Here is a 25384-nt window from a genome sequence, read left to right as displayed (position 1 = left end):
GCCGCCGGATAGAGCATCGCGTCCGAACGGATCAAGGGTCCACCGGAATGGGCAAGGTCACAGGTGTGCCCCCTGCTGCTCACCTGCTGACGGGCACTAGCCTCTGTGAGCATGACGGTCCTGCCTGACGACGGGCTCTCCCTGGCCGCCGAATTCCCGGATGCGACCCACGAGCAGTGGCGGCGCCTCGTAGAGGGCGTCCTGCGCAAAGCGGGCAAGGACGTCTCGGGTCAGGCGGCGGAGGACGCGCTGTCCACCTCCCTCGAAGACGGGCTCATCACGCGCCCGCTGTACACCGCGCCCGACGCGCCCGACGCCTTCGGCGACGGCGTCGGCCTCCCCGGCTTCGCGCCCTTCACCCGGGGCGGTGCCCCGGCGGGCGGCGTCCTGGGCGGCTGGGACGTACGCCAGCGCCATGCGCGGCCCGACGCGGCCCGCACGAACGAGGCCGTGCTCGCCGACCTGGAGAACGGCGTCACCTCCCTCTGGCTCGTCCTGGGTGACGCCGGCATCCCGGTGCCCGCGCTCGGCGCGGTCCTGGACGACGTCTACCTCGACCTCGCCCCCGTCGTGCTCGACGCGGGCGCGGACTTCGAGGCGGCCGGTCAGGCGCTGCTCGCGCTCCACGACGAACGGGGCGTGGCCCGCGAGGCCGCGCGCGGCAGTCTCGGCGCCGACCCCCTCGGCCACGTCGCCCGTACCGGTGACGCGGACGCGCTCGCCGCGCACACCGCCGCCGCCGTGGCGCTCGCCCGCCGGACGCACCAGGAGTACCCGGGGCTGCGCGCGCTGACCGTGGACGCCCTGCCGTACCACGAGGCGGGCGGCTCGGCCGCCGAGGAACTCGGCGCGTCCCTCGCCACCGGGGTGGCCTACCTGCGGGCGCTGACCGAGGCCGGGCTGCCGGTCGACGCGGCCTGCGCGCAACTGGAGTTCCGCTACGCCGCCACCGCCGACCAGTTCCTGACGATCGCCAAGCTCCGCGCCGCGCGCCGGCTGTGGGCCCGCGTCGCCGAGGTCTGCGGCGCCTCCGCGACCGCGGCGGGGCAGTGCCAGCACGCCGTCACCTCGCCGGTGATGATGACCCGCCGCGACCCGTGGGTGAACATGCTGCGCACCACCGTCGCCACGCTCGGCGCCGGCGTCGGTGGCGCGGACTCCGTCACGGTGCTGCCGTTCGACCACGCGCTGGGTCTGCCCGACGCCTTCGCGCGCCGCATCGCCCGCAACACCTCCACCATCCTCATGGAGGAGTCCCACCTGGCCCGGGTCGTCGACCCGGCGGGCGGCTCCTGGTACGTGGAGCGGCTCACGGACGAACTCGCCGGGGCCGCCTGGGCCTGGTTCCAGGAGCTTGAGCGCTCCGGCGGGCAGGCCGCCGCCCTCGCCTCCGGCCTGGTCGCCGACCGCCTCGCCACGACCTGGGCGGCGCGCACACGGGCCCTGGCCAGGCGGCGTGAGCCCATCACCGGCGTCAGCGAGTTCCCGCTGCTGTCGGAGCCGCCCGTCGAACGCGACCCGGCGCCGGCCGCGCCCTCCGGCGGCCTCCCGAAGGTCCGCCGGGACGAGGCCTTCGAGGCCCTGCGCGCACGCTCGGACGCCCACCTGGCCGCGACCGGGTCCCGGCCGAAGGTCTTCCTGGCCGCCCTCGGCCCGGCCGCCGCGCACACCGGACGGGTCACCTTCGCCGCCAACCTCTTCCAGGCCGGCGGCGTCGAGCCCGTCCACGACCCGGTGACGGTCGACGCCACGACCGCGGCCGGGGCCTTCGCCCGCAGCGGCGCGCAGGTCGCGTGCCTGTGCTCCAGCGACGCGCTCTACGAGGAGCACGCCGCGGACGTCGCCGCGGCACTGAAGGAGGCGGGCGCGGGCCGGGTGTTCCTGGCCGGCCCGCCCGGCGAGCGCGAGGCCGCCTGGACGGCGGCGGGCGTCGACGGCTTCGTCTTCGCGGGCGGCGACGCGGTCGCCGTCCTGACCTCGGTCCTCGACCGGATGGGAGTGGCGTGATGCGGATCCCGGACTTCTCGGAGATCGAGCTGGGACCGGGCGCCGGGAACGGCGCCACCGAGGAGCAGTGGCGCGCGGCGGTCAAGGAGACCACCGGCCGCGGCGCCGAGGACCTGGTGTGGGAGACGCCCGAGGGCATCGGCGTCAAGCCGCTCTACACCGGCCGCGACCTGGAGGGCCTGGACTTCCTGGGCACGTACCCGGGCATCGCGCCGTACCTGCGCGGCCCCTACCCGACGATGTACGTCAACCAGCCCTGGACGATCCGGCAGTACGCGGGCTTCTCCACCGCCGAGGAGTCCAACGCCTTCTACCGGCGCAACCTGGCCGCCGGCCAGAAGGGCCTGTCCGTAGCCTTCGACCTGCCGACCCACCGCGGCTACGACAGCGACCACCCGCGCGTCACCGGTGACGTCGGCATGGCGGGCGTCGCCATCGACTCGATCTACGACATGCGGCAGCTCTTCGACGGCATCCCGCTGGACCGGATGACCGTGTCGATGACGATGAACGGCGCCGTGCTGCCGGTGCTGGCGCTCTACATCGTGGCCGCGGAGGAGCAGGGCGTACCGCCCGAGAAGCTGGCGGGGACCATCCAGAACGACATCCTCAAGGAGTTCATGGTCCGCAACACCTACATCTACCCGCCCAAGCCCTCGATGCGGATCATCTCCGACATCTTCGCGTACACCTCGCAGAAGATGCCGCGCTACAACTCGATCTCCATCTCCGGCTACCACATCCAGGAGGCCGGGGCCACGGCCGACCTGGAGCTGGCCTACACCCTCGCGGACGGCGTGGAGTACCTGCGCGCCGGGCTCGGCGCGGGCCTGGACGTCGACGCCTTCGCGCCGCGGCTGTCCTTCTTCTGGGCGATCGGCATGAACTTCTTCATGGAGGTCGCCAAGCTGCGGGCGGCCCGGCTGCTGTGGGCCAAGCTCGTCCGGCAGTTCGAGCCGGAGAACGACAAGTCGCTCTCCCTGCGCACCCATTCGCAGACCTCCGGCTGGTCGCTGACCGCGCAGGACGTCTTCAACAACGTCACACGCACCTGCGTGGAGGCGATGGCCGCCACCCAGGGCCACACCCAGTCGCTGCACACCAACGCCCTCGACGAGGCGCTGGCGCTGCCGACGGACTTCTCCGCGCGGATCGCCCGCAACACCCAGCTGCTGCTGCAGCAGGAGTCCGGCACCAACCGGGCCATCGACCCGTGGGGCGGCTCCGCCTACGTCGAGAAGCTGACGTACGACCTGGCGCGGCGCGCCTGGCAGCACATCCAGGAGGTCGAGAAGGCCGGCGGCATGGCGCAGGCGATCGACGCGGGCATCCCCAAGATGCGCGTCGAGGAGGCCGCGGCCCGCACCCAGGCGCGCATCGACTCCGGGCGTCAGCCGGTCATCGGCGTCAACAAGTACCGGGTGGACAGCGACGAGCAGATCGAGGTCCTCAAGGTCGACAACTCCTCCGTGCGCGCGCAGCAGATCGCCAAGCTGCGCCGGCTGCGCGAGGAGCGCGACGAGGGCGCCTGCCAGGACGCTCTCGCCGCGCTGACCGCCGCCGCGGAACGCGGCGCGGGCCAGGGCCTGGAGGGCAACCTGCTGGCGCTGGCGGTGGACGCGGCCCGCGCCAAGGCCACCGTGGGCGAGATCTCCGACGCCCTGGAGAAGGTGTACGGCCGGCACTCCGGGCAGATCCGTACGATCTCCGGTGTGTACCGGAACGAGGCAGGGGAGTCGCCCTCCGTGGACCGCACCCGCGCGCTGGTCGGACGCTTCGAGGAGGCGGAGGGCCGGCGCCCGCGCATCCTCGTCGCCAAGATGGGCCAGGACGGCCACGACCGCGGCCAGAAGGTGATCGCCACCGCCTTCGCCGACCTGGGCTTCACGGTGGACGTCGGGCCGCTCTTCCAGACCCCCGCCGAGGTCGCCCGGCAGGCGGTGGAGGCCGACGTGCACATCGTCGGCGTCTCCTCGCTCGCCGCCGGCCACCTCACGCTGGTGCCCGCGCTGCGCGAGGAACTGGCGGCCGAGGGCCGGGAGGACATCATGATCGTGGTCGGCGGCGTCATCCCGCCGCAGGACGTCCCCGAGCTGCTCGGCATGGGCGCGGCCGCGGTCTTCCCGCCCGGCACCGTCATCCCCGACTCGGCGTACGACCTGGTCACGCGGCTCGCCGCCGCGCTCGGCCACGAACTGTGAGCCCATGCCTCCCACCATCGACCTGGACGCGTACGTCAAGGGCGTGCTCGACGGCTCACGGGCCTGGATCGCCCGCGCCATCACCCTGGTGGAGTCGTCGCGGCCCGATCACCGGGAGCTCGCCCAGCGGCTCCTGACGGAGCTGCTGCCGTACGCCGGCAAGGCCCGCAGGATCGGCGTCAGCGGGGTGCCGGGGGTGGGCAAGTCCACCTTCGTGGACGCCTTCGGCACCCTGCTCACGGGCCTCGGCCACCGGGTCGCGGTGCTCGCCGTCGACCCGTCGTCCACGCTGACCGGCGGCTCCATCCTGGGCGACAAGACCCGGATGGAGCGGCTGGCGGTGGACCCTTCGGCCTTCGTGCGGCCCTCGCCGTCGGCCGGGACGCTGGGCGGCGTGGCCAAGGCGACCCGGGAGTCCATGGTCGTCGTGGAGGCGGCGGGCTACGACGTGGTGCTCGTGGAGACCGTGGGCGTCGGCCAGTCCGAGACGGCGGTCGCTGGCATGGTCGACACCTTCCTGCTGATGACCCTGGCCCGCACCGGCGACCAGCTCCAGGGCATCAAGAAGGGCGTGCTGGAGCTCGCCGACGTCATCACCGTCAACAAGGCCGACGGCCCGCACGAGCGCGACGCCCGCGCCGCCGCGCGTGAACTGTCCGGCGCCCTGCGGATGATGACCCCGGTGGACGCCGCCTGGACCCCGCCCGTGCTGACCTGCAGCGCCCGCGAGGGTACGGGCCTGGAGACGCTGTGGGAGCGGCTGGAGCAGCACCGCACGCTGCTGGAGTCCACGGGACGGCTGGCGGCCAAGCGCCGCGACCAGCAGATGGAGTGGGCCTGGAGCATGGTCCGTGAGGAACTGCTGGGCCGTCTCCGGGGCCACCCCGAGGTGCGCAGGCTGACCCCGGAGATCGAACGTCAGGTCCGCGAGGGCACGTTGACGCCCACGCTGGCCGCCGCGCGCATCCTCGACGCCTTCTCGGGCTGAGCCCGGGGTCCGCCGTCGGGGTCAGGCCGCCCGCGCCTGGCCCCGGGGCACGGCGCAGCGCCCCGCCGCCCACAGCGCCCCCGGCATGTTGCAGTCCGGGCCCACCTGGTGACGGTCGACGTACGCGAACAGCCGCCGCGCCTCGGCCATGTGCGCCGCGCACGCGAACGAGCCGTGCCCGGGCAGCCATTGGATGTGCCACCGGGCGGCCTCCCCGCACGGGTCCGCCGCGCCGGTGGCGACGCGGCCGCACGGCGTCATGCCGTCGACGGGGATCGGGGTGAGCCGGGGCGTGATGGGATCGGTCATGGGGCAGGCCTCCTGTGCCGCGTGAGGCGACGTGACCTGTGTGCGTGTGGGGGGATGGGGCCGTTTGCGCGCACTCGATGTCGTTATGCCCCGCGGTGGCCGTCTCCGACGCATGTGCGGAGGTCAGGAGTTGGTAACCCTGCCGCCCCGGGGACCTGGGACACGGCCACAATGCAGGCATGGACGACCAGGGCGGGGAATCGGCAACGGTGTGGCGGGTGGGTGGGGCGGCTCGCGCGGCGGGCGTCCTGTTCATGGCGGTCCTCGACGTGAACGCGCTCGTCCGCTGGGCCGGCTGGGTCGCCGCTCCGGACGTGGCGGCGGCCCGGTCGGCCGGGCTGCGGTCGGCATTCGCCGTCGGCGTCACGCTCTTCTTGTGGTGGAACGTCTTCAGGGTGCGGCTCGAGGTCGGCCCGGCCGGGATCGTGGCCGTCAACCCGTGGGGCACCCAGCGTCTCGCGCGGGACGAGGTGGTCGCGGTGCGACTGGGTGCCTGGGGGGCGGAGTTCCACCACCGGGACGGCTTCAAGACCACGGCGTACGCCCTCAGCGAGCTGGCCGCGGGCACGCCGCAGGCCCGGCGCTTCGCCGAACTGCGGGCCGTCATGGAGGCGGGCTCCGAGCGCGGCGAGTGACGCGGCGGGGATCGCGGACGCCGCCATGGTGACGGCCCGGGCCCGACGGCACCTGCGCGGGCCGTCGGTACCCGGCGCTCAGCCCGCGTAGGCGGTGGGCGGCACGCCGACGGTCGCGGTGAAGTCCCGGACGAGATGGGCCTGGTCGCTGTAGCCGAGTTCCGCGGCGAGGGCGGACCAGTCGACCGAGGTCCCGTACTCGGCGCGCTCCAGGGCCTCGTGGATGCGGTAGCGGAGGATGACCCACTTGGGGCTGACGCCGACGTACGCCGCGAACAGCCGTTGCAGGGAGCGGGCCGACATGCCCTCGGAGCGGGCGAAGTCCTCGACCCGCAGGATGGTCCGGTCGTGCCGGACACGGTCGGCCAGGGCCGTCGCGAGGGCCGCCTGCGGGTCGGGCGCGGGGGAGAGCGACAGCAGGAACGCGTCGAGGGCGGCCACGCGGGCGTCCTCGTCCCGGGGACCGAGCACCGCGCCCGGTACGGCCTCGTGGCCCGGCAGCGCGTCGTCGAGCGGGACCCGCCGGCCCGTCCAGTGGGACACCGGCACCGTGGGCGCGAACGGCCGGAATCCGCCCGGCCGGAACTGGATGCCGCAGACGCGTCCGGCAGCCTCCAGCTTCTGCGTGAACAGTTCCAGCCCGATGCCCGCGATCTCGCCGGCGTCCGGGGCGGTGCCGTGCCGCTGGAAGACGATGTTCACCGAGGGGTGCGGCACGACGTGCGAGGCGTACGGCTCGGCGAGGTCCCAGTCGATCAGCCAGTAGTGCTCCAGGTACGGCCGCAGCGCGGGCGCGGGCGCCCGGCGCCGGAAACGGACGCGGGCCAGCAGCTCCGGGGCGTCGACGATGCCCCGGGTGTCGCGGCGCGGGCTGTCCGGACCTGCCATACCCGCGATCCTACGGGGCGCCCCTGTCGCATTTCTTCAAGCCGCAGCGGCCTTCCGCGCCCTAGCGTCGGCGCCATGACGACGAGGACCAGTGAACTGCTCGCCACGGCTCGCGACCGGGCGCTGCCCCTGGTGCGGGCGCTGCCGGACGACGCCTTGGACGCGCCGACGCCGTGCGCCGAGTACGACGTGCGGAACCTGCTCAACCACCTCTTCCACGTGGTCGTCGGCTTCCAGGCCCTCGCGGCCCGGCAGGAGGCCGACTTCTCCGTCACCCCGGACCGGCTGTCCGCCTACGGCGACGGGTGGCGGGAGCGCTTCGCCAAGGAGACGGACCTGCTGGTCGAGGCCTGGGCGGCACCGGGCGCCGACGAGGGTGTGGCCGGATCGATGAACCTGCCGGCGCGCACCGTCGGTGCCATGGCGCTGCTCGACCTGACGGTGCACCCCTGGGACCTGGCCCGGGCCACCGGGCTCCCTTACGTGCCGGACGCCGAGGGGCTACGGGCGCTGGAGGAGCTCGTGGCCGCCATGGGGCCGACCGCCCGCAGGATGGGGGTCTTCGGCGAGCCCGCGCCGGTCCCCGCCGGGGCCTCCGCCTTCGAGGCGCTGCTGGCGGCCACGGGCCGCGATCCGCGCTGGAGCCGCCCGGCGGTGTAGCGGCGCGCGGACACGGCGGCGTGGCGCGCAACACTTTTGCAACTGGTTGCACAATCGGGCCGGGGTGGTCTACAAAAGTCGCGACGACACCGCGCGCCGCCGCCCGAGGAGACCCCGCGATGAGCCCGTACCCGCACCTGCTGAGCCCGCTCGACCTCGGCTTCACCACCCTCCCGAACCGGGTGCTCATGGGCTCGATGCACATCGGGCTGGAGGAGGCCGAGGGCGGCTTCGAGCGGATGGCCGCGTTCTACGCCGCCCGGGCCCGTGGCGGGGTCGGCCTCATCGTGACGGGCGGCATCGCCCCGAACGACCGCGGCCGCCCCTACCCGGGCGGGGCCCGGATGACCACCGAGGACGAGGCGGCGCAGCACACCGTCGTCACGGACGCCGTGCACCGCGCCGGCGGCCGCATCGCGATGCAGATCCTGCACTTCGGCCGGTACGCCTACCACCCCGGCCTGGTCGCCCCCAGCGCGCTCCAGGCGCCGATCAGCCCCTACGTCCCGCACGCCCTCACCGCCGAGGAGGTCGAGGAGACCGTCGAGGACTTCGTGCGGGCGGCCGGGCTCGCCCGGCGGGCGGGCTACGACGGCGTCGAGATCATGGGCTCCGAGGGCTACCTGATCAACGAGTTCATCGCCTCCGCCACCAACCACCGCGACGACCGCTGGGGCGGCTCCTACGAGAACCGCACCCGCTTCCCGCTGGAGATCGTCCGCCGCACCCGCGAACGGGTCGGCCCGGACTTCGTCATCGTCTACCGGCTGTCCATGCTGGACCTGGTGCCCGGCGGCTCCACCCTGGAGGAGGTCGTCTCCCTCGCCAAGGAGGTCGAGGCGGCCGGCGCCACGATCATCAACACCGGCATCGGCTGGCACGAGGCGCGCATCCCCACCATCGCCACCTCCGTCCCGCGCGCCGCGTACACCTGGGTGACGAAGCGGCTGATGGGGGCGGTCTCGGTGCCGCTGGTCACCGGCAACCGGATCAACACCCCCGAGGTGGCCGAGCGGTTGCTCGCCGAAGGCGCCGCCGACATGGTGTCGATGGCCCGTCCGATGCTCGCCGACCCGGACTTCGTCGCGAAGGCCCGCGAGGACCGCGCCGACGCCATCAACACCTGCATCGGCTGCAACCAGGCGTGCCTGGACCACACCTTCAGCGGGAAGCTCACCTCCTGCCTGGTCAACCCGCGGGCCTGCCACGAGACCGAGCTCGTCCTGCTCCCCACCCGGCTGCGCAAGCGCGTCGCCGTCGTCGGCGCCGGGCCCGCGGGGCTCGCCTGCGCCGTCTCGGCGGCCGAACGCGGCCACGCCGTCACCCTCTTCGACGCCGCCGACCGGATCGGCGGCCAGCTCAACGTCGCGCGCAAGGTGCCGGGCAAGGAGGAGTTCGACGAGACGCTGCGCTACTTCCGCACCCGGCTCGCCGAGGAGGACGTGGAGCTGCGCCTGGACACCCACGTCACGGCCGGGTTCCTGGCGGCGGACCGGGGCTTCGACGAGATCGTCCTGGCCACCGGCGTCACCCCGCGCACCCCGGAGATCCCCGGCGCCGACCACCCCAGCGTGCTCAGCTACCTCGACGTACTGCGCGACGGCGCCCCCGTCGGCGAGCGGGTCGCCGTCGTCGGCGCGGGCGGCATCGGCTTCGACGTCGCCGAGTTCCTCACCAACGGTGGCGAGGGCGCGAGCCGGGACCCCGAGACGTTCTTCCGCCACTGGGGCGTCGACACCGAGTACCGCGGGCCCGGCGGGCTGCGGACGCCCGAACGGCCGCGGCCGCCGCGCACCGTGCACCTGCTGCAGCGCAAGGCCACCAAGGTCGGCGCGGGGCTGGGCAGGACCACCGGCTGGATCCACCGCACCGAGCTCAAGCACCGCGGCGTCGCCATGGTGGCGGGCGCCGTCTACGAGCGCATCGACGACGAGGGCCTGCACATCACCGTGGACGGCGAGCGGCGCACCGTGCCCGTCGACACCGTCGTCCTGTGCACCGGTCAGGAGCCGCGCCGTGAGCTGTACGAGGCGCTGCGCGCGGTCGGCCACTCCGTGCACCTCATCGGCGGCGCCGACGTCGCGGCCGAGCTGGACGCCAAGCGGGCCATCCGCCAGGGCACCGAACTGGCCGCGGGCCTGTGACCTCGGCCCGGTGACCTCGGACCGTCCGTAGGATGCGGGCATGTCGCTGCCGCACGCCATCCTCACCGCCCTGCTGGAGAAGCCGTCGTCGGGACTGGAACTGGCGCGCCGTTTCGACCGCTCCATCCGCTACTTCTGGTCCGCGACGCACCAGCAGATCTACCGCGAGCTGGGCCGCCTGGAGGGGGCGGGTCTGATCCGGGAGCTGCCCGCCGTACAGCCCGCCCGCGGGCAGCGCAAGGAGTACGAGGTGCTGCCCGACGGCCGCGCCGAACTGACCGCCTGGGTCGCCGCCACCGAGGACCCCAAGCCCATCCGCGACCCGCTGCTGCTGCGGCTGCGTGCCGCCGCGGTCGTCGGGACCGACGGGCTCGCGGCGGAGCTGCGCCGGCACCTGGCGTTGCACGAGCGGCAGTTGGCGGAGTACGCCGAGATCGAGGGGCGCGACTTCCCGCCGGGGCGCGGCGGTGACGAGGACCGGCTGCGGCATCTGGTGCTGCGGGCCGGCATCGAGCTGGAGACCTTCTGGTCGCGGTGGCTCGTCGAGGCGGTCGCCGAGGTCGAGGGGATGGGACGGTCCTGAGCGGCCCCCGCCGGCGTCCTTGGCCGGGCCCGCATCTGTAAGGGCGTCACATAGGTGCGGCGGCAGCCCCGGGCCGGGGAACGGCGGGGCGTCCGTGGCTTCCGGCGGAGTTGCGCCGGCACCTGGTGCTGTGGTTGGGGCGCTCCTGAGTGCCGCCGGCGTCGGAGGCCGGGCCCGGGTCCGGAAGTGCGTCACATAGGTGCGGCGGCAGCCCCGGGCCCGGGAGCGGCGGGGCGTCCGTCCGTCACCGCGTACGGCGCAGCGCCAGCAGTGCCGCGTCGTCGCCGAGGCCGCCGCCGCTCCAGGAGCGCAGGTCGGCCAGCACCCGGTCCAGCAGGTCGTCCGGGTCCTGCTCGGGCATCTCCCGCACCCGCTCGGCCAGCGGGTAGAAACGGCCCCGCCGGTCCCGGGCCTCGACCACGCCGTCGGTGCAGAACAGCAGCAGGTCGCCGCGGTGGAAGGGGACCGTCTGTGCGCGGTAGCGGTCGCCGGTCAGGGCGAGCAGCCCGAGCGGCGCCGCCGGGGTCTCGGCCGCCAGCTCGGTCACGGTGCCGTGCCGCCGCAGCAGGGGCGGCGGGTGGCCGCAGTTGACCAGCACGGCGGAGTCCCCGTCCTCCGGGACGGCCAGCAGTACGGCGGTGACGAAGTCCTCGCTGCCGCCGCTGCGGGTGAGCGCGCCGTCCAGCCGGGCGGCCACCGAGGCCAGTGCCGGTTCGGAGCGGGCCGCGTCCCGGAAGACGCCGAGCACGTCGGCGGCGGTCTCCACGGCGGCCAGCCCCTTGCCGCGTACGTCGCCGAGCAGCACCCGCACCCCGTGGTCGGTCCGCACCACCTCGTACAGGTCGCCCCCGATGCGGGCCTCCGCCTCCGCCGCCACGTAGCGCACCGCGACGCGCAGCGGGCCGATCCGGGGCGGCGGCGGACGCAGCAGGGCGCTCTGCGCCGCCTCGGCGACGCCGCGCACCCGGGCCAGCTCCCGCTCCCGCCCGGTGATCAGGACGACGGCGCCGGTGCTGGTGAAGGTCACCGCGAGCACGGTGATCGCGGAGGCCACGTGGACCAGGGCCGGCACACCGTGGTTCGCCGCCGCGAGCACGAAGACCAGGCCGATCGCGAGCGCGCCCGCCACCAGCGGGCCGCGGGCGCGGCGGGAGTGCGCACCGGCGAGCACCGGCAGCGCCGCCAGGACGGGGGCGAGGGTCGTGCGCGGGCCCGAGGTCAGGTCGAGGACCATGCACACGGCGATCAGCAGGTAGGCCGACGCCAGGAAGCACAGCGCCCCGCGGGACAGCGCGAGCGGGGGCACCGCCGGGTGCTTGTTCGGGCCGCGGGCCATGGGTGCCAGCCCTCCTGTCGCCGGTGCGGGACACCCCTCCTCCATCTTCCCCGCACCGGGCGGACGACGGCGGGAATGGACGCGACGGCCCCCGCGTTGAAGCCCACGTCGGAAGAAAATGAAAACCATTGTGGACGCTGGAGGTCCCCGCATGGCACGCAGTGAACAGCGCCCGGTGATCACGCTCCGGTCGACCGCCGGCACCGGCACGGCCTACGTGACCCGCAAGAACCGGCGCAACGACCCGGACCGCATGGTCCTGAGCAAGTACGACCCGGCCGTCGGCCGTCACGTGCCGTTCCGCGAGGAGCGCTGACACCGGCGAAGGCCGACGCCCCCCGTCCCTCCCGCAGACTGGAGCCCACCGTGCAGCACACGATCCACCCCGCCTACCGCCCGGTCGTCTTCCGCGACCGCGCCGCGGACCACGCCTTCCTCACCCGCTCCACGATGACCAGCGAGAAGACCGTCGTCTGGGAGGACGGGAACACCTACCCGGTGGTCGACGTGGAGATCTCCTCCGCGAGCCACCCGTTCTACACCGGCAATGCCCGCGTGCTGGACACCGCCGGCCGCGTCGAGCGCTTCGAGCGCCGGTACGGCACCGGCGCCCGCCGGGGCTGACCCCGCCGGCGGCCGCGGCGCCGCTCAGGCCTTGCGGTACGTGTACGCGTCCTGGGCCGCCGCGGCCACCGCGTCCAGGTCGCCGCCCGCGGACGCGGTGACCACCGCGGCCACCGCGCCCTCGACGAACGGCGCGTCCACCAGCCGGGTGCCGGGCGGGAGCTCGTCCTCGTCGGCCAGCAGCGTCTTCACCGTGAGGACGGCGCTGCCCAGGTCGGCGAGGACGGCGACACCGTCGCCCTCGTCCACCGAGCGCGCGGCGGCGACGATCTTGGAGGCGTCGGTGCCGAGCCCGCCGTCCGGCGCACCGCCGGCGGCGGCCACCGGAACCTTGGCGCCGCCACCGCTCAGACCCTTCGCCATACGGGCCACCGTCTCCGCCACCTGGGCGCTGTGCGACACCAGCACCAAGGCGACCGTCATGCGGCGCCCTCCCGGGCGGCGCCGGCCAGGGCCCCCAGCAGGAGCGCCGATGAGGCCGCTCCCGGATCCTGGTGCCCGATGCTCCGCTCCCCGAGGTAGCTCGCCCGTCCCTTGCGGGCCTGCATCGGCACCGTCGCCAGCGCGCCCTCGTCGGCGGCGATGGCGGCGGCCGCCAGCGCCTCCGCGAGCCCGGCACCCTTGTCGAGGGCGAACGACAGCGCCTCCACGGCCGGCGCCAGCGCGTCCAGCATCGTCTTGTCGCCCTGGGCCGCGCCGCCCAGCTGGGCCACGCCGTCGACCCCCTCCCGCAGCGCCTGCGCGAACTGCTCGGGCGCCACCTGGTGCGCGTCGCCCAGGGCCTTGCCCGTCTTGCGCAGCAGCGTCCCGTACAAGGGGCCCGAGGCGCCGCCCACCGTACTGATCAGCTGCCGGCCCACCAGCACCAGCACGCCGCCCGGGGAGTCCGGCGGCTCCTTCTCCACCGCGGTGCGCGCCGCGATGAAGCCGCGCCGCATGTTCGCGCCGTGGTCGGCGTCCCCGATGGGGGAGTCCAGCTCCGTCAGCCGGTCCGCCTCCCGCTCGATCACCGAGGCCGCGGCGGTGAACCAGCGGCGGAGGAAGGCCGTGTCGATCACCTGGCCCGCTCCGGTGGACGATGCCTCGCTCATCTCTCCCGCTCCTTGATCTCGCTCAGGCGCCCCAGCGCAGGGCCGGCGTGCTCACCGGCGCGTCCCACAACCGCAGCATTTCCTCGTCCACCTGGCACACGGACACCGACGCGCCCGCCATGTCCAGCGACGTCACGTAGTTGCCGACCAGTGTGCGGGCCACCGTCACGCCGCGCTCCCCGAGCACCCGGTGCACCTCGGCGTTGAACCCGTACAGCTCCAGCAGCGGCGTCCCGCCCATGCCGTTCACCAGGAGCAGCACCGGACCGTCCGGGCGGAGGTCGTCCAGGACGGCGTCGACGGCGAACTCCGCGACCTCCGCCGAGGTCATCATCGCCCGCCGCTCCCGGCCCGGCTCGCCGTGGATGCCGATGCCCAGCTCCAGTTCCCCCGCCGGGAGGTCGAAGGTGGGCGCGCCCTTGGCCGGTGTGCTGACCGCGGTCAGCGCCACCCCGAAGCTCCGCGAGAGCTCGTTCACGCGCCGCGCGACGGCCTGGACGCGCTCCAGCGGCGCCCCCTCCTCGGCCAGCGCGCCCGCGATCTTCTCCACGAAGAGCGTGGCGCCGGTGCCGCGCCGCCCCGCGGTGTAGAGGCTGTCGGTCACGGCCACGTCGTCGTTGACCAGGACCCTGCCGACCATGATCCCCTCGTCCTCGGCCAGCTCGGCGGCCATGTCGAAGTTCAGCACGTCACCGGTGTAGTTCTTGACGATGAACAGCACCCCGGCCCCGCTGTCCACCGCCGCGGCCGCCCGCACCATCTGGTCGGGGACGGGCGAGGTGAACACCTCGCCGGGGCACGCCGCGTCGAGCATCCCGCGTCCCACGAACCCGCCGTGCAGCGGCTCGTGCCCCGAACCGCCCCCGGAGAGCAGTGCGACCTTGCCCGCGACCGGCGCGTCCCGGCGCACGACCACCCGGTTCTCCACGTCCACGGTCAGCTCCGGATGCGCGGCCGCGAACCCCCGCAGCGCGTCGGCCACCACGGTTTCCGGGACATTGATCAGCATCTTCATGGAACGGCTCCGTCCAAAGGCAGGGTCTGGCGGTGCTGCGCTGTCACATCAGACTACAAATCTGCCGGGCCGTGGGCAGTCCCGATGACCGACGAGTCTCCTGTGCACCGTGCACAGGCCCTGGTCCGTGTCGTCACCAGCCTTCCCCCGGGGACGCCGCAGGGCCCGCCCGCACAAGGCCTAAGGCCGGCCCCCGTCCGGGACGAGCGGCGCGCGGCGCCCGAGCAGCTGCGCCTCGGCGCGGTCGAGGTAGGAGGTCAGCAGCAGCTCCGCCCCCGCCGGGTCGGCCGCCTCCAGGGCGGCCAGGATCTCCCGGTTGCCGTCCAGATAGGGCTCGTGGAACTCCCGGGGGTCGTCCATCGTGTGGAAGGCGAGCCGGAGTTCGGCGAGCACGCCGGTCATCAGCCCGGTCAGCCGGGTGCTGCGCGCCAGGTCGACCAGCGCCTGGTGGAAGTGGATGTCGGCGGTGCCGAGCTCCACCCACCGCGCGCCGCCGGCGGCCCGTTCGCCCTCCGTCACGGCGTCCGCGGCCGCGGACAGGTCGTACGGCCCGGCCCCGAGGCCGCGGATCACGGAGCACTCGACCACCCGGCGCACCCGGTAGATGTCGGCGACGTCCGCGGCCGTCAGCACCCGGACGAAGACCCCGCGGTTGAGTTCGTGCACCAGCAGCTTCTCGTGCGTCAGCAGCCGGAACGCCTCACGGAGGGTGTTGCGGGACACGCCGAGCGCCCCGGCGACGACGTCCTCGGCGAGCTTGCCGCCCGGCGGCAGACGGCCCTCGGAGATCCGGGTGCGCAGCACCGCGGCGACCCGGTCGGCGGTGCTGGAGCGGGCCAGCAGCGCGCGGTCGCCCGCGAGGACCGCCGGATCCACCTCGGCCGCCATCGTCCCCGCCCCTCTCGCGCCGTGGGCGCGCCGCGGACCCGCGGCGCGGGCCCAGTCAATCCGAGAGCGGAGGAGAAGACAACGGGGCTCTTGTCGGATTGTTCAACAAGAATCTACGGTGATCGGACGCCGGGAAGCGTTCGCCCCGGCCCGCCGGACACCGCAGCTCGCGTCGCCCGACCGGACGCGGCCCTTCCCGAGGAGTTCGCCGTACCGATGACCGACCTCGTGATCGACCTCAACGCGGACCTCGGGGAGGGCTACGGACGCTGGGTCCTCACCGACGACGACGCCCTGCTGTCCGTTGTCACCAGCGCCAACGTCGCCTGCGGCTTCCACGCGGGCGACCCCGGCATCATGCGCCGGGTCTGCGACACCGCTGCCGCGCGCGGGGTGCGCATCGGCGCCCAGGTCTCCTACCGCGACCTCGCGGGGTTCGGCCGGCGGGCGATGGAGGTGCCCGCGGACGAACTCGCCGACGAGATCACGTACCAGATCGGCGCGCTGGAGGTCTTCGCCCGCGCCGCCGGGGCCCAGGTGGCGTACGTGAAACCGCACGGGGCCCTCTACAACAAGGTCGTCGTCGACGACGAGCAGGCCGCCGCCGTCGCCGCGGGCACCCGGCGGGCGGACCCGGCCCTGCCGGTGCTGTGCCTGCCCGGCTCCGCCATGGAACGCGCAGCCCGGGAGGCCGGGCTCGACGTGGTGGGGGAGGCCTTCGCCGACCGCGCCTACACCGCCGCCGGCACGCTCGTCCCCCGCGGCACCACGGGCGCGCTCATCGCCGACCCCCACGAGGTCACCCGGCAGGCGGTCGCCCTCGCCCGCGACGGCGTCGCCACGGCCCTGACCGGTGAGCGGGTGACCGTGCGGGCGCGGTCGCTGTGCCTGCACGGCGACTCCCCGGACGCGGTGGCCACGGCCCTGCGGGTACGGGCCGCGCTCGAGGACGCGGGCGTGCGGCTGGCGGCGTTCGCATGAGGGTCCTTGACGTCGGGGAGGACGCGCTCCTGATCGACCTGGCCACCCCCGAGGAGGCGCGGTCCTGGCACGCCGAGCTGCTGCGCCGCCGCGGCGAGGGCACCCTCGTCCCGGTGCGCGAGATCGTCCCCGGCGAGCGGACCGTGCTGCTGTACGGGGTGCCGGACGCGGCGGCGCTGCGCGCCGAGTTGCGCGGCTGGTCCGTCACCGCCCGTCCGGCGGCCACCGGGCCGCTCGTGGAGGTCCCCGTCCGTTACGACGGCCCCGACCTGGCGGTGGTGGCCGAACGCTGGGGCGTCGCGGCGGAGGACGTGGCCCGGGTGCACAGCGGCACCGAACACCGGGTTGCCTTCTGCGGGTTCGCCCCGGGCTTCGCCTACATGACCGGACTGGGCGAGCGGTACGGCGTGCCGCGCCGGGCCGAGCCGCGCACCTCGGTGCCGGCCGGCTCGGTGGCCGTCGCGGGCCCCTACACCGGCATCTACCCGAGGAGTTCACCGGGCGGCTGGCAGCTGATCGGCACCACGTCCGTCCGCCTGTGGGACCTGGAAAGGGAGCCGGCCGCGCTGCTCGCCCCCGGCACCCGCGTGCGCTTCGTCCCCGCGTCCGAGGGGGCGGGCGCATGAGCGGGGGCGAGCTGCGGATCGTCCGGGCCGGTGCGCTGACCACCGTCCAGGACCTCGGGCGGTACGGTCACGCCGCCCTCGGCGTCGCCCGTTCCGGGGCCCTGGACCGCCCGGCGCACCGGCTGGCCAACCGCCTGGTGGGCAACGGCGACGACGCCGCGACGCTGGAGACCACGCTCACCGGGGTGGCCGTGCGGGCCGCCCGTCCGGCCGTCGTCGCCGTCACCGGCGCCCCGGCACCGGTCCTGCTCGACGGCCGCCCCGCGCCCTGGGGCACCGCCGTGCGGCTGCCGGCCGGGGCCGTGCTCGACGTGGGGCCCGCCACACGGGGGGTGCGCAGCTACCTCGCGGTCGGCGGCGGCGTGGCCGTGCCCGCGGTGCTCGGCAGCCGCTCCACCGACCTGCTGTCGGGGCTGGGGCCCGCACCGCTCAGGGACGGTGACGTGCTGCCGCTGGGCCCGGCGCCCGGGCTCCCCGTCCACGCGGAACCGGCCCCGCACGCCGGTCCGCCGCGGGAACTCGTGCTGCCGCTGCGGCTCGGGCCGCGGGACGACTGGTTCACGGCCGCCGCCGTCCGTACCCTCGCGGCCGGCCGCTTCCAGGTGTCGGACCGCAGCAACCGCATCGCGCTGCGCACCACGGGCCCCGCGCTGGAGCGGGCCGTCCCCGGGGAACTGCCGAGCGAGGGCATGGTGGTGGGCGCCGTCCAAGTGCCGCCGGACGGCAGGCCGGTGGTCTTCCTCGCCGATGCGCCCACCACCGGCGGCTACCCGGTGGTCGGCGTCGTCCCCGAGCGCGGCCTGGCCGCGGCCGCGCAGGCCGTCCCGGGGCTGCCGGTGCGCTTCGTGCCCCAACGCTGAAGCCGGTCACGGCCCTTCCGAATTTCTGTAACGCGTTCTACTCTTGCGCCGTCGTCGCTCAGGGACGCGACCGGACCTCGGGAGGGGCCGTGCACCTGGACCACACACCGGAGCAGCAGCGGCTGCGCGCCGAACTCAGGTCGTACTTCGCCGGACTGGTGCCCGACAACGCCTACGCACGCCACTTCGACCGGGCCGCCGCCAAGCGCTTCTACCGCGACACCGTACGGCGGCTCGGCTGCGACGGCTGGCTCGGCGTCGGCTGGCCGAAGGAGTACGGCGGCCGCGGCATGACCCCGATGGAGCAGTTCGTCTTCTTCGACGAGGCCGCGCAGGCGGGCGTCCCGCTGCCGCTCATGGCGCTCAACACCGTCGGCCCCACGATCATGCAGTTCGGCACCGAGGAGCAGAAGGCGTACTTCCTGCCGCGCATCCTCTCCGGGGAGATCGACTTCGCCATCGGCTACTCGGAGCCCGACGCCGGAACGGACCTGGCGGCGCTGCGCACCCGCGCCGTGCGGGAGGGCGACGCCTATGTCGTCAACGGCCAGAAGATCTGGACCACCAACGGCGACACCGCCGACTGGGTCTGGCTCGCCGTCCGCACCGACCCCGGCGCCCCGCCCCACAAGGGCATCTCCATCCTCCTGGTGCCGACCGGCGACCCCGGCTACTCCTGGACGATCATCAACACCCTGGCCTCGCACGACACCACCGCGAGCCACTACGAGGACGTCCGCGTCCCGGTCGACCGCCGCGTCGGCGAGGAGAACCAGGGCTGGCGGCTGATCACCACCCAGCTCAACCACGAACGCGTCACCCTCGCCGCCCACGGCACCATGGCGATCCGCGCCTTCCACGACGTGCGCCGCTGGGCGGCCGACACCAAACTGGCCGACGGCCGCCGGGTCATCGACCTCTCCTGGGTCCGTGGCCGCCTCGCCCGCGTGCACGTCCGCCTGGACGCCATGAAGCTGCTCAACTGGCAGATGGTCGACGCCCTCCAGCGCGGCACCCTGACCCCCCACGACGCCTCGGCCGTCAAGGTCTACGGCTCCGAGGCGCGTCGCGACGCGTACGCCTGGCTGATGGAGATCACCGGCGCCCTCGGCCCCATGAAGGAGGGCTCCGCGGGCGCCGTCCTCCACGGCGAGCTGGAACGCGGCTACCGCAGCGCCGTCATCTTCACCTTCGGCGGCGGCAACAACGAGATCCAGCGCGAGATCATCTCCTGGATCGGGCTGGGCATGCCGCGCGTGCGCAGGTGAGCAGGCGACCCGTCGCGGGGCCGGGCGCGTTCCCGGAGCAGGACACGGTCGCACCGCCACGCGGTCCTACGACCACCGGCAGGGGCACGACGGGACCTGCGCTCGATGCCCGCCCGCCCCGGGCGGGCCTAGCGTGCGGCGCATGGAGATCCCCGAGCAGTACAAGTACGCCGTCATCCCGCACGCGTTGGTCGACGGGGCCGCCGAGGCGATCACGTTCTACGCCGCCGCGTTCGGAGCGCAGGAGTCCTTCCGGCTCGAAGGCGACGACGGGCGGATCGTGCACGCCGAGATCACGATCCACGGCTCCACCCTCATGCTCGGCGACACCGAGGCCCCGCCGCCCGCCGGGGCCGCACCCTCCGTCGTCCTGCACGTCTACGTGCCGGACGTGGACGCCCTGACCGGCCGCGCGGTGGCCGCCGGCGCCGAACTGCTCACGGCCCCGGCCGACATGCCCTACGGGGCGCGGCAGTCGATGATCCGCGATCCCTTCGGCCACGTGTGGATCTTCCTGACGCCGCTCACCGCCTGATCAGAAGTGCGTGGCGATCCCGAACGCCTCGCGCAGCCGGCGCATGTCGTGGCGGTCCCGGTCGGCCGGCTCGTACCCCTGGTGGAAGTACACCTGCTGCTCGGCCGACAGGCAGGGGACGGGGGTCCGTTCGACCTCGCCGGTGACGAAGCAGGCGGCCGGGTAGACGAACGGGCGCCCCGGCCCCGGCGAGGCCTGCTCCGCGCTCCCGTCCGCGGCGAACACCAGGGGGTGCAGGTCGATCTCGCGGCCCCGGGGATCGGTGACGACGAAGCGCACCGGCCGCCAGTCGAGCGACTCGGCGAAGCCGGCCGCGGCCAGCGCCGCGACGACGGCGTCCTCCTGCTCGTGGCGGTGCATCAGGTCCAGGTCCCGGTGGTCGCGGGTCCGTCTCCCGAGCAGGGCGTCGATCCCCCAGCCCCCGCCGACCCAGACCTCCGTGCCGGCCCCCCGCAGCAGGTCCAGGATCTCCACCACGTCCCGGCCGGCCATCATCGCCGCACCCCCCTCGTCCGGTTCGACGCCCCCAGGGTGCCACCCGGAGCGGATCACGGCGCAGGGAACCCCGGAGTATGCTGGAGCCAGCGGTGGTCCCTCGTGACCGCCGCGCGGCGGTGGGGCCCGCCGTACCCGAACCGCGGTGAGGACGCCGCCAACGGTCCCTACTTGTGACGGAACGCGCCCGATCAGGACGCCTCACGAGTAGGAGACGCATGACCTCACCGGCCCCCACCCCGCGATGAGCGACCCAGCCTCCCCCGACGCCGAGTCCCCGCCGCCCCTGCCGCCGCGACCCGCGCGGATGCGGGAGCAGGCGCCCGTCGTCGCCGTGGTCGCGGCCGGAGGCGTGCTCGGGGCCTGCGCGCGCTACGGCGCGGCCCTGGTCTGGCCCACCGCTGCCGGCGGCTTCCCGTGGACCACCCTCGGCGTCAACGCGCTCGGCTGCGCCGTGATCGGCGCGTTCATGGTGGCCATCACCGAGGTGTGGGCCGCGCACCGGCTCGTCCGCCCGTTCTTCGGCACGGGCGTCCTCGGGGGCTTCACCACCTTCTCCACGTACGCCGTCGACATCCACGGCCTGGTCCAGGGCGGTCACGCCGGGGCCGGACTGGCGTACCTCGCCGCCACGCCGCTGATCGCGCTGGCCGCGGTGTGGGGTGCGGCGCACACGGCCCGACGCCTTCTCGGATGGAGGCAGACATGACACGGCTGCACGGCACCGCTCTGCGGCTGACGATCCTGATCGGCGACAACGACACCTGGCACCACAAGCCGTTGTGCTCCGAGATCACCCGCCGCGCCCACGACGCGGGCCTGGCCGGGGCCAGCGTCTTCCACGGGGTCGAGGGCTTCGGCGCCTCCTCACTGATCCACACCAGCCGGCTGCTGTCGCTGACCGACAACCTTCCGGTGGCCGTCGTCATCGTCGACCACGAGGAGCGCATCCGGGCGTTCCGGCCGCAGCTCGACGAACTGGTCACCGAAGGGCTGGTCACCCTCGACGAGGTCGAGGTCATCCGCTACGTGGGACGGGGGAACCACGGGTGAACTGGCTGCTCGTCATCGCCGGGGCCGCGGTCGGGGCGCCGCTGCGCTACCTCACGGACCGTGCCGTCCAGGCCCGGCACGACACGGTCTTCCCGTGGGGCACGTTCACGGTCAACGTGGTCGGCTGCCTCGTCCTCGGCCTGCTGGCCGGCGCCGTCACCTACGACGCGGCCTCCCACTCGGTGCAGCTCCTGGTCGGCACGGGGTTCTGCGGGGCGCTCACCACCTACTCGACCTTCTCCTACGAGACCCTGCGGCTGGCCGGGACGGGGGCGCGGTTCTTCGCCGTGGCGAACGTCGTCGCCAGTGTGGTCGCCGGCATCGGCGCCGCCTTCACCGGGGCCGCCGTGGCCCAGGCGCTGTGGGCCTGAACCGGCCCGGCACCCGCCCGCGCTCCTCGGGGGCGGGCGACCGCCGAACAGGACGCCCGGCCCCACGTACCTAAAATGGGAGAGGTCCACACTCCGGCCTGTCGCCCGGAGCGGACGCGGTGTGTCCCCCGCCGACAGGTGCCGTGCGGAACGCGCCGGGCGCCGGGCGACGCGGCTCCCACCGCGGGAGGGCACGATGTCCCTGACTCAGCGTCCCAGCACCAGGATCCAGACGGCGGGCCACGCCCAGACCCCACCGGCCGACATCCGCGACTCGCTGTTCACGGCGCCCCTGCTGCTGATCGGCGGATGGGTGTTCGCCGCCGGCTGGGCGCTGGCGTACCCCGACACGCCCATCGGCAACGACGTGCGGATCGTCGACCTCGTCTTCTCGACGATCGTCCTGCTCAACGCGATCGCGCGGGTGGCCAGGACCCGGGGGCCCGGCAGCGACGTCATCACCATCGTGTGCGGCGCCTGCCTGATCGTCTCGCCCTTCGTCTTCGGCTACTTCGGCGACCCGGGCGCCGGTCTCGCGCCCCTCAACCAGATCGTGACGGGAGTGGCCCTGATGGTGCTCGGCGCGGTCAGCCTGGCCCTCATCGAGCGCAGGCGCTCCCACAAGCCGGCCGGTGCCGCGCCCGCCCGCTGAGGCTCCACCGCCGGCGGACCGCGCGGGGCAGACCCGGCGTGCCGCGCGGCCCTATGCTCGGCGCTGCGGGCACCAGGCCGCAGGGCGCCGTCCCGGTCACGGGCGGGGCGGCCGTGGTGGCACGGCGACAGGAGGCTGCGATGCGCGACGCCGACCCCGGGCTCTTCGGACCCGCCTCGGTCACCTGGCAGATGCACGGCGACCCCATGATGTGGATCGCCGGCGTACGGGCGCTGTACCTGCAGGCGCTGCACCCGCGCGCGGTGCGCGGCGTCACGCAGAACTCGGACTTCCGTCGGGACGCGTGGGGCCGCCTGCTGCGCACCGCCGACTTCGTCGGCACGATCACCTACGGCACCACCCTGGAGGCCGAGCGGGCCGGGGCCAAGGTGCGCGGCATCCACCGCCGGCTGTCCGTCACGGACCCGGACAGCGGCGAGCGCCTGCCCGTCGACGACCCCGACCTGCTGCTGTGGGTGCACTGCGCGGAGATCGACTCGTACCTGGAGGTCGCGCGGCGCTCCGGCTTCCCGCTCTCCGACGCGCAGGCCGACGCCTACGTCGCCGAACAGCGGGAAGCCGCACGACTGGTGGGCCTGGACCCGGCGGAGGTCCCCGACGACACCGGGTCGCTCGCCGGGTACTTCGAGAAGGTGCGGCCCGAACTGGCCGCCGGCCCCGAGGCCCACGAGGTCTACGCCTTCCTGCAGGGGCCGCCCGTGCCCCGGGTGCTGCTGCCCCTGCGGTTCGCCGTCTGGGGCCGGGCCACCGCACTGGCCTACGCGGCGCTGCCGCCCTTCGCCCACGAGCTGTACGGGCGCCCCGCCCCCGCCGTCCCCGTCACCGGGCGACGGCTGCGCGGCACGGGCCTGCTGCTGCGCACGATCCCCTCCTACGTGCGCTGGCAGCTGCCGCCCGGGCACATCCTCAAGGCGGTCGGACGGCTCGGCCCCGGCACCCACCCGTCCGCCCACCGGCTGCGCGAGCAGGCACGTTCCCGGGGGTAACGGCGGGTCCCCAACCGTGCCCCCCGCGGTCATACTGGGTGCGGGGAGAGGCGGACGACCGGGGGCGGGGCGGCGTACACCATGACGGCGGGTCGGTACGACGGGGGAACACTGCTGCGCGAGCGCTACCGGATGCGGGAGCGCATCGGGCGCGGCGGCATGGGCGAGGTCTGGAAGGCGCTGGACGAGTCGCTGGGCCGGGAGGTCGCGGTCAAGTGCCTGAAGCCGACGAGCCCTTCCCTCGACCCGTCCGTGCACCGGGTGCTGCGTGAACGGTTCCGCAGGGAGGCCCGGGTCGCGGCGGCGCTCCAGCACCGCGGCATCACGGTCGTCCACGACTTCGGCGAGAGCGAGGGCGTGCTCTTCCTCGTCATGGAGCTGCTGGACGGCCGCAACCTGCGGCAGTTGCTCGGCGACAACGAGGGCCGCCCGCTGCCCCTGCCGGACGTCACCGACATCGCCGCGCAGATCGCGGCGGCCCTCGCGTACACCCACGCGCGGGGCATCGTGCACCGCGACCTGAAGCCGGCGAACGTCATGCGGCTCGCGGACGGGGACGTCAAGATCTGCGACTTCGGCATCGCCCGGCTCGGCCACGACATCGGCTTCACCTCGCGGCTGACGGGCAGCGGGGTCGCGATGGGCACCCCGCACTACATGTCACCGGAGCAGATCGGCGGCGAGGAGGGGATCGACCACCGCAGCGACCTGTACTCGCTGGGGTGCGTGCTCTACGAGATCGCCACCGGAGCCCCGCCCTTCGACCTCGACGACACCTGGGCCGTCCTGGTCGGCCACCGCGACACCCCGCCCCGGCCGCCGCGCGAGCACCGGCCCGACCTGCCGGGGGAACTGGAGCGACTCGTCCTCGACCTGCTCGCCAAGAGCCCGGAGGACCGCCCGCAGAGCGCCGCCGACGTGGCCGGCCGGCTCAAGACGCTCCGGGACGGGGCGCACGGCGGTCACGGGGCGCACGGCGGTCACGGGGCCCACGGCGGCTCGGGCGGCCCGGCAGGGATCCGCCCCGAGCCCGGGCTGCCGTCCTGGGCGCGCCGGCTGGAGCTGCAGTCGGGGGCGCCCAGCGTGCACGGCAGCGGGGCGCTGGCGGGCCGGCACACGGCAGCCGTCGGACTCGCCCGGCTGGGCCGCTGGTCCGAGGCCGAGCGGTCGCACCGCGCCGTCGCCGAGGAGCGCGAGCGGCTGCTCGGCGCCACCCATCCCGACACGCTCACCAGCCGCTACGAACTCGCCCTGTGCCTCAGCCGCGGCGGCCGCCACGCCGAGGCGCTGCGCGCGTACGAGGAGGTGGCGGCGGTCCGGGCGCGGGCACTGGGCGAGGACCACCCCGGCACGCTCGCCGCCCGCCAGGAGGCCGCCTACGTCCTCGGGCGCCTCGGCCGTCACGAGGAGGCCCGCCAGGGCTACGCCGCGGTGCTCGCCGCGAGGGAACGGCGGCAGGGCGCCGATCACCCCGACACCCTCCACTGCCGGCACAACCTCGCGGTCACGCTCGGGCGGCTCGGCCGTACGCAGGAGGCGTACGCCTCGGCAGCCCAGGTCGCGGACTCCCGCACCCGCGTCCTGGGCCCCGCCCATCCCGACACGCTCACCACCCGCTGCGAGGTCGGCCACCTGCTCGGGCTGCTCGGCCGCTGGCCGGAGGCCCGGTCCACCTACGCCCACGTCGCCGCGATCCGGGCGACCCTGCTGGGCGCCGACCACCCGGACACCCTCGCCACCCGCCACGAACTGGGCATCTGCCTGGGGCGGATGGGCCTCGGCGCCGAGGCGTACGAGCTCTACACCGACCTCGTCGCCCTCCGCACCCGCGTCTCGGGCCCCGCCCACCCCGACACCCTCCGGGCCCGGCACGGCCTCGGGGTCGGCCTCGGGCGCCTGGGCCGGTGGCGGGACGCCCTCGCCGAGGCCCGCGACGTCGCGGCGGTCCGCACCCGCGTGCTGGGCGTGGACCACCCGGACACGCTCGTCAGCCGCCGCGAGATCGCCGTGGCCCTCGGCTGGCTGGGCGACTGGCGCGAGGCGCTGGTCCTCCACGAGGCGGTGTACGAGGCACGCGGGCGCGCCCTCGGCGCGGACCACCCGGACACGGCCGCCAGCCGCGAGGACCGGGCCCACTGCCGTGAGCGCCTGGGCCTGCGCGACTGAC

The 25384-nt window shown here is 74.6% G+C and carries 28 protein-coding genes; 20 read left to right on the top strand and 8 right to left on the bottom strand.

Translation table 11 applies throughout. The features are described 5' to 3' along the window. Positions 1–111: 111 nt before the first annotated feature. From mutA to meaB, 3 genes are read left to right on the top strand one after another with little or no spacing between them, the layout of a single operon-like run. Positions 112–2007 carry a methylmalonyl-CoA mutase small subunit gene (gene mutA, locus ACZ7MY_RS33550; protein ID WP_499607445.1) on the top strand — a complete coding sequence of 632 codons (1896 nt, stop codon included), beginning with the start codon at positions 112–114 and terminating at the stop codon, positions 2005–2007. Next, positions 2007–4208 carry a methylmalonyl-CoA mutase gene (gene scpA / locus ACZ7MY_RS33545; protein WP_499607442.1) on the top strand — a complete coding sequence of 734 codons (2202 nt, stop codon included), beginning with the start codon at positions 2007–2009 and terminating at the stop codon, positions 4206–4208. The genes mutA and scpA overlap by 1 nt, the downstream gene beginning before the upstream one ends. A gap of 4 nt (positions 4209–4212) precedes the next feature. After that, a complete protein-coding gene (gene meaB, locus ACZ7MY_RS33540) occupies positions 4213–5196 on the top strand; it encodes a methylmalonyl Co-A mutase-associated GTPase MeaB (RefSeq protein WP_499607440.1) in 984 nt (327 codons plus the stop codon). Positions 5197–5217: 21 nt separating this feature from the next. Here the strand turns inward: meaB and ACZ7MY_RS33535 are convergent, their stop codons facing one another. Next, a complete protein-coding gene (locus ACZ7MY_RS33535) occupies positions 5218–5505 on the bottom strand; it encodes a hypothetical protein (RefSeq protein WP_499607437.1) in 288 nt (95 codons plus the stop codon). A gap of 179 nt (positions 5506–5684) precedes the next feature. On the opposite strand from ACZ7MY_RS33535, the gene ACZ7MY_RS33530 reads away from it, so the two are divergent. After that, positions 5685–6140 carry a PH domain-containing protein gene (locus tag ACZ7MY_RS33530; RefSeq protein ID WP_499607435.1) on the top strand — a complete coding sequence of 152 codons (456 nt, stop codon included), beginning with the start codon at positions 5685–5687 and terminating at the stop codon, positions 6138–6140. A gap of 78 nt (positions 6141–6218) precedes the next feature. On the opposite strand, the gene ACZ7MY_RS33525 is transcribed toward ACZ7MY_RS33530, so the two are convergent. Then, positions 6219–7028, bottom strand: coding sequence for a DUF6597 domain-containing transcriptional factor (locus ACZ7MY_RS33525; RefSeq protein WP_499607431.1), 810 nt, complete (start codon positions 7026–7028; stop codon positions 6219–6221). A gap of 75 nt (positions 7029–7103) precedes the next feature. On the opposite strand from ACZ7MY_RS33525, the gene ACZ7MY_RS33520 reads away from it, so the two are divergent. From ACZ7MY_RS33520 to ACZ7MY_RS33510, 3 genes are all read left to right on the top strand, one after another. Beyond that, positions 7104–7688: a TIGR03086 family metal-binding protein gene (locus ACZ7MY_RS33520; RefSeq protein WP_499607428.1), complete on the top strand. Its 585-nt coding sequence runs from the start codon at positions 7104–7106 to the stop codon at positions 7686–7688. 119 nt (positions 7689–7807) lie between these two features. Then, positions 7808–9832, top strand: coding sequence for an FAD-dependent oxidoreductase (locus ACZ7MY_RS33515; RefSeq protein ID WP_499607425.1), 2025 nt, complete (start codon positions 7808–7810; stop codon positions 9830–9832). A gap of 40 nt (positions 9833–9872) precedes the next feature. Further along, positions 9873–10415, top strand: coding sequence for a PadR family transcriptional regulator (locus tag ACZ7MY_RS33510; RefSeq protein WP_499607422.1), 543 nt, complete (start codon positions 9873–9875; stop codon positions 10413–10415). A 244-nt stretch (positions 10416–10659) separates the two neighbouring features. On the opposite strand, the gene ACZ7MY_RS33505 is transcribed toward ACZ7MY_RS33510, so the two are convergent. After that, complete coding sequence (locus tag ACZ7MY_RS33505; RefSeq protein ID WP_499607418.1) at positions 10660–11751, bottom strand: PP2C family protein-serine/threonine phosphatase; 1092 nt, start codon at positions 11749–11751, stop codon at positions 10660–10662. Positions 11752–11902: 151 nt separating this feature from the next. Between ACZ7MY_RS33505 and rpmG the strand changes: the two genes are divergently transcribed. Then, positions 11903–12067 carry a 50S ribosomal protein L33 gene (gene rpmG / locus ACZ7MY_RS33500; RefSeq protein WP_018561168.1) on the top strand — a complete coding sequence of 55 codons (165 nt, stop codon included), beginning with the start codon at positions 11903–11905 and terminating at the stop codon, positions 12065–12067. Between the two features lie 50 nt (positions 12068–12117). Continuing rightward, on the top strand, positions 12118–12375 hold the full coding sequence (locus ACZ7MY_RS33495; protein ID WP_499607416.1) for a type B 50S ribosomal protein L31: 258 nt from the start codon (positions 12118–12120) through the stop codon (positions 12373–12375). Positions 12376–12399: 24 nt separating this feature from the next. On the opposite strand, the gene dhaM is transcribed toward ACZ7MY_RS33495, so the two are convergent. The 4 genes from dhaM to ACZ7MY_RS33475 form a co-directional block, all read right to left on the bottom strand. Beyond that, positions 12400–12798 carry a dihydroxyacetone kinase phosphoryl donor subunit DhaM gene (dhaM, locus tag ACZ7MY_RS33490; protein ID WP_499607413.1) on the bottom strand — a complete coding sequence of 133 codons (399 nt, stop codon included), beginning with the start codon at positions 12796–12798 and terminating at the stop codon, positions 12400–12402. Beyond that, positions 12795–13466, bottom strand: a complete 672-nt coding sequence (gene dhaL, locus ACZ7MY_RS33485) for a dihydroxyacetone kinase subunit DhaL (protein WP_499607409.1) — start codon at positions 13464–13466, stop codon at positions 12795–12797. Before dhaL ends, dhaM begins: the two co-directional genes overlap by 4 nt. Positions 13467–13488: 22 nt before the next feature. Then, positions 13489–14481: a dihydroxyacetone kinase subunit DhaK gene (gene dhaK / locus ACZ7MY_RS33480; RefSeq protein ID WP_499607407.1), complete on the bottom strand. Its 993-nt coding sequence runs from the start codon at positions 14479–14481 to the stop codon at positions 13489–13491. A 180-nt stretch (positions 14482–14661) separates the two neighbouring features. Further along, positions 14662–15369, bottom strand: coding sequence for a GntR family transcriptional regulator (locus ACZ7MY_RS33475; RefSeq protein ID WP_499607405.1), 708 nt, complete (start codon positions 15367–15369; stop codon positions 14662–14664). 216 nt (positions 15370–15585) lie between these two features. Here ACZ7MY_RS33475 and ACZ7MY_RS33470 point away from each other — a divergent pair, with 216 nt between their 5' ends. From ACZ7MY_RS33470 to ACZ7MY_RS33450, 5 genes are all read left to right on the top strand, one after another. Next, positions 15586–16350 carry a LamB/YcsF family protein gene (locus tag ACZ7MY_RS33470; RefSeq protein ID WP_499607402.1) on the top strand — a complete coding sequence of 255 codons (765 nt, stop codon included), beginning with the start codon at positions 15586–15588 and terminating at the stop codon, positions 16348–16350. Then, entirely contained in the window at positions 16347–16976 is a 630-nt protein-coding gene (locus ACZ7MY_RS33465) for a 5-oxoprolinase subunit B family protein (protein WP_499607399.1), read from the top strand. The genes ACZ7MY_RS33470 and ACZ7MY_RS33465 overlap by 4 nt, the downstream gene beginning before the upstream one ends. Continuing rightward, positions 16973–17836, top strand: coding sequence for a 5-oxoprolinase subunit C family protein (locus tag ACZ7MY_RS33460; protein ID WP_499607397.1), 864 nt, complete (start codon positions 16973–16975; stop codon positions 17834–17836). The genes ACZ7MY_RS33465 and ACZ7MY_RS33460 overlap by 4 nt, the downstream gene beginning before the upstream one ends. Positions 17837–17925: 89 nt before the next feature. Next, positions 17926–19104, top strand: coding sequence for an acyl-CoA dehydrogenase family protein (locus ACZ7MY_RS33455; RefSeq protein ID WP_499607395.1), 1179 nt, complete (start codon positions 17926–17928; stop codon positions 19102–19104). A gap of 142 nt (positions 19105–19246) precedes the next feature. After that, a complete protein-coding gene (locus ACZ7MY_RS33450) occupies positions 19247–19639 on the top strand; it encodes a VOC family protein (RefSeq protein WP_499607393.1) in 393 nt (130 codons plus the stop codon). Here ACZ7MY_RS33450 and ACZ7MY_RS33445 read toward each other — a convergent pair whose 3' ends face one another. Then, positions 19640–20131, bottom strand: coding sequence for a nucleotidyltransferase domain-containing protein (locus ACZ7MY_RS33445; RefSeq protein WP_499607637.1), 492 nt, complete (start codon positions 20129–20131; stop codon positions 19640–19642). A 247-nt stretch (positions 20132–20378) separates the two neighbouring features. Here ACZ7MY_RS33445 and ACZ7MY_RS33440 point away from each other — a divergent pair, with 247 nt between their 5' ends. The 6 genes from ACZ7MY_RS33440 (at position 20379) to ACZ7MY_RS33415 (ending at position 25383) form a co-directional block, all read left to right on the top strand. Next, positions 20379–20843, top strand: a complete 465-nt coding sequence (locus tag ACZ7MY_RS33440; protein ID WP_499607390.1) for a fluoride efflux transporter FluC — start codon at positions 20379–20381, stop codon at positions 20841–20843. Beyond that, positions 20840–21187 (top strand): DUF190 domain-containing protein, encoded by a 348-nt coding sequence (locus ACZ7MY_RS33435; RefSeq protein ID WP_499607387.1) that lies wholly within the window; start codon positions 20840–20842, stop codon positions 21185–21187. Before ACZ7MY_RS33440 ends, ACZ7MY_RS33435 begins: the two co-directional genes overlap by 4 nt. Further along, the gene (gene crcB / locus ACZ7MY_RS33430; RefSeq protein ID WP_499607385.1) at positions 21184–21558 is read left to right on the top strand and encodes a fluoride efflux transporter CrcB; all 375 of its coding nucleotides are present in this window, start codon (positions 21184–21186) and stop codon (positions 21556–21558) included. Before ACZ7MY_RS33435 ends, crcB begins: the two co-directional genes overlap by 4 nt. A 196-nt stretch (positions 21559–21754) precedes the next feature. Next, the gene (locus ACZ7MY_RS33425; protein WP_499607383.1) at positions 21755–22210 is read left to right on the top strand and encodes an SPW repeat domain-containing protein; all 456 of its coding nucleotides are present in this window, start codon (positions 21755–21757) and stop codon (positions 22208–22210) included. 140 nt (positions 22211–22350) lie between these two features. Continuing rightward, positions 22351–23217, top strand: a complete 867-nt coding sequence (locus ACZ7MY_RS33420; protein WP_499607382.1) for an oxygenase MpaB family protein — start codon at positions 22351–22353, stop codon at positions 23215–23217. 81 nt (positions 23218–23298) lie between these two features. Continuing rightward, complete coding sequence (locus ACZ7MY_RS33415; RefSeq protein ID WP_499607379.1) at positions 23299–25383, top strand: serine/threonine-protein kinase; 2085 nt, start codon at positions 23299–23301, stop codon at positions 25381–25383. Position 25384: the final 1 nt, after the last annotated feature.

The sequence above is a fragment of the Streptomyces sp. NPDC111520 genome (assembly GCF_055635295.1).
This window is presented reverse-complemented; position numbering and strand designations above follow the sequence as displayed.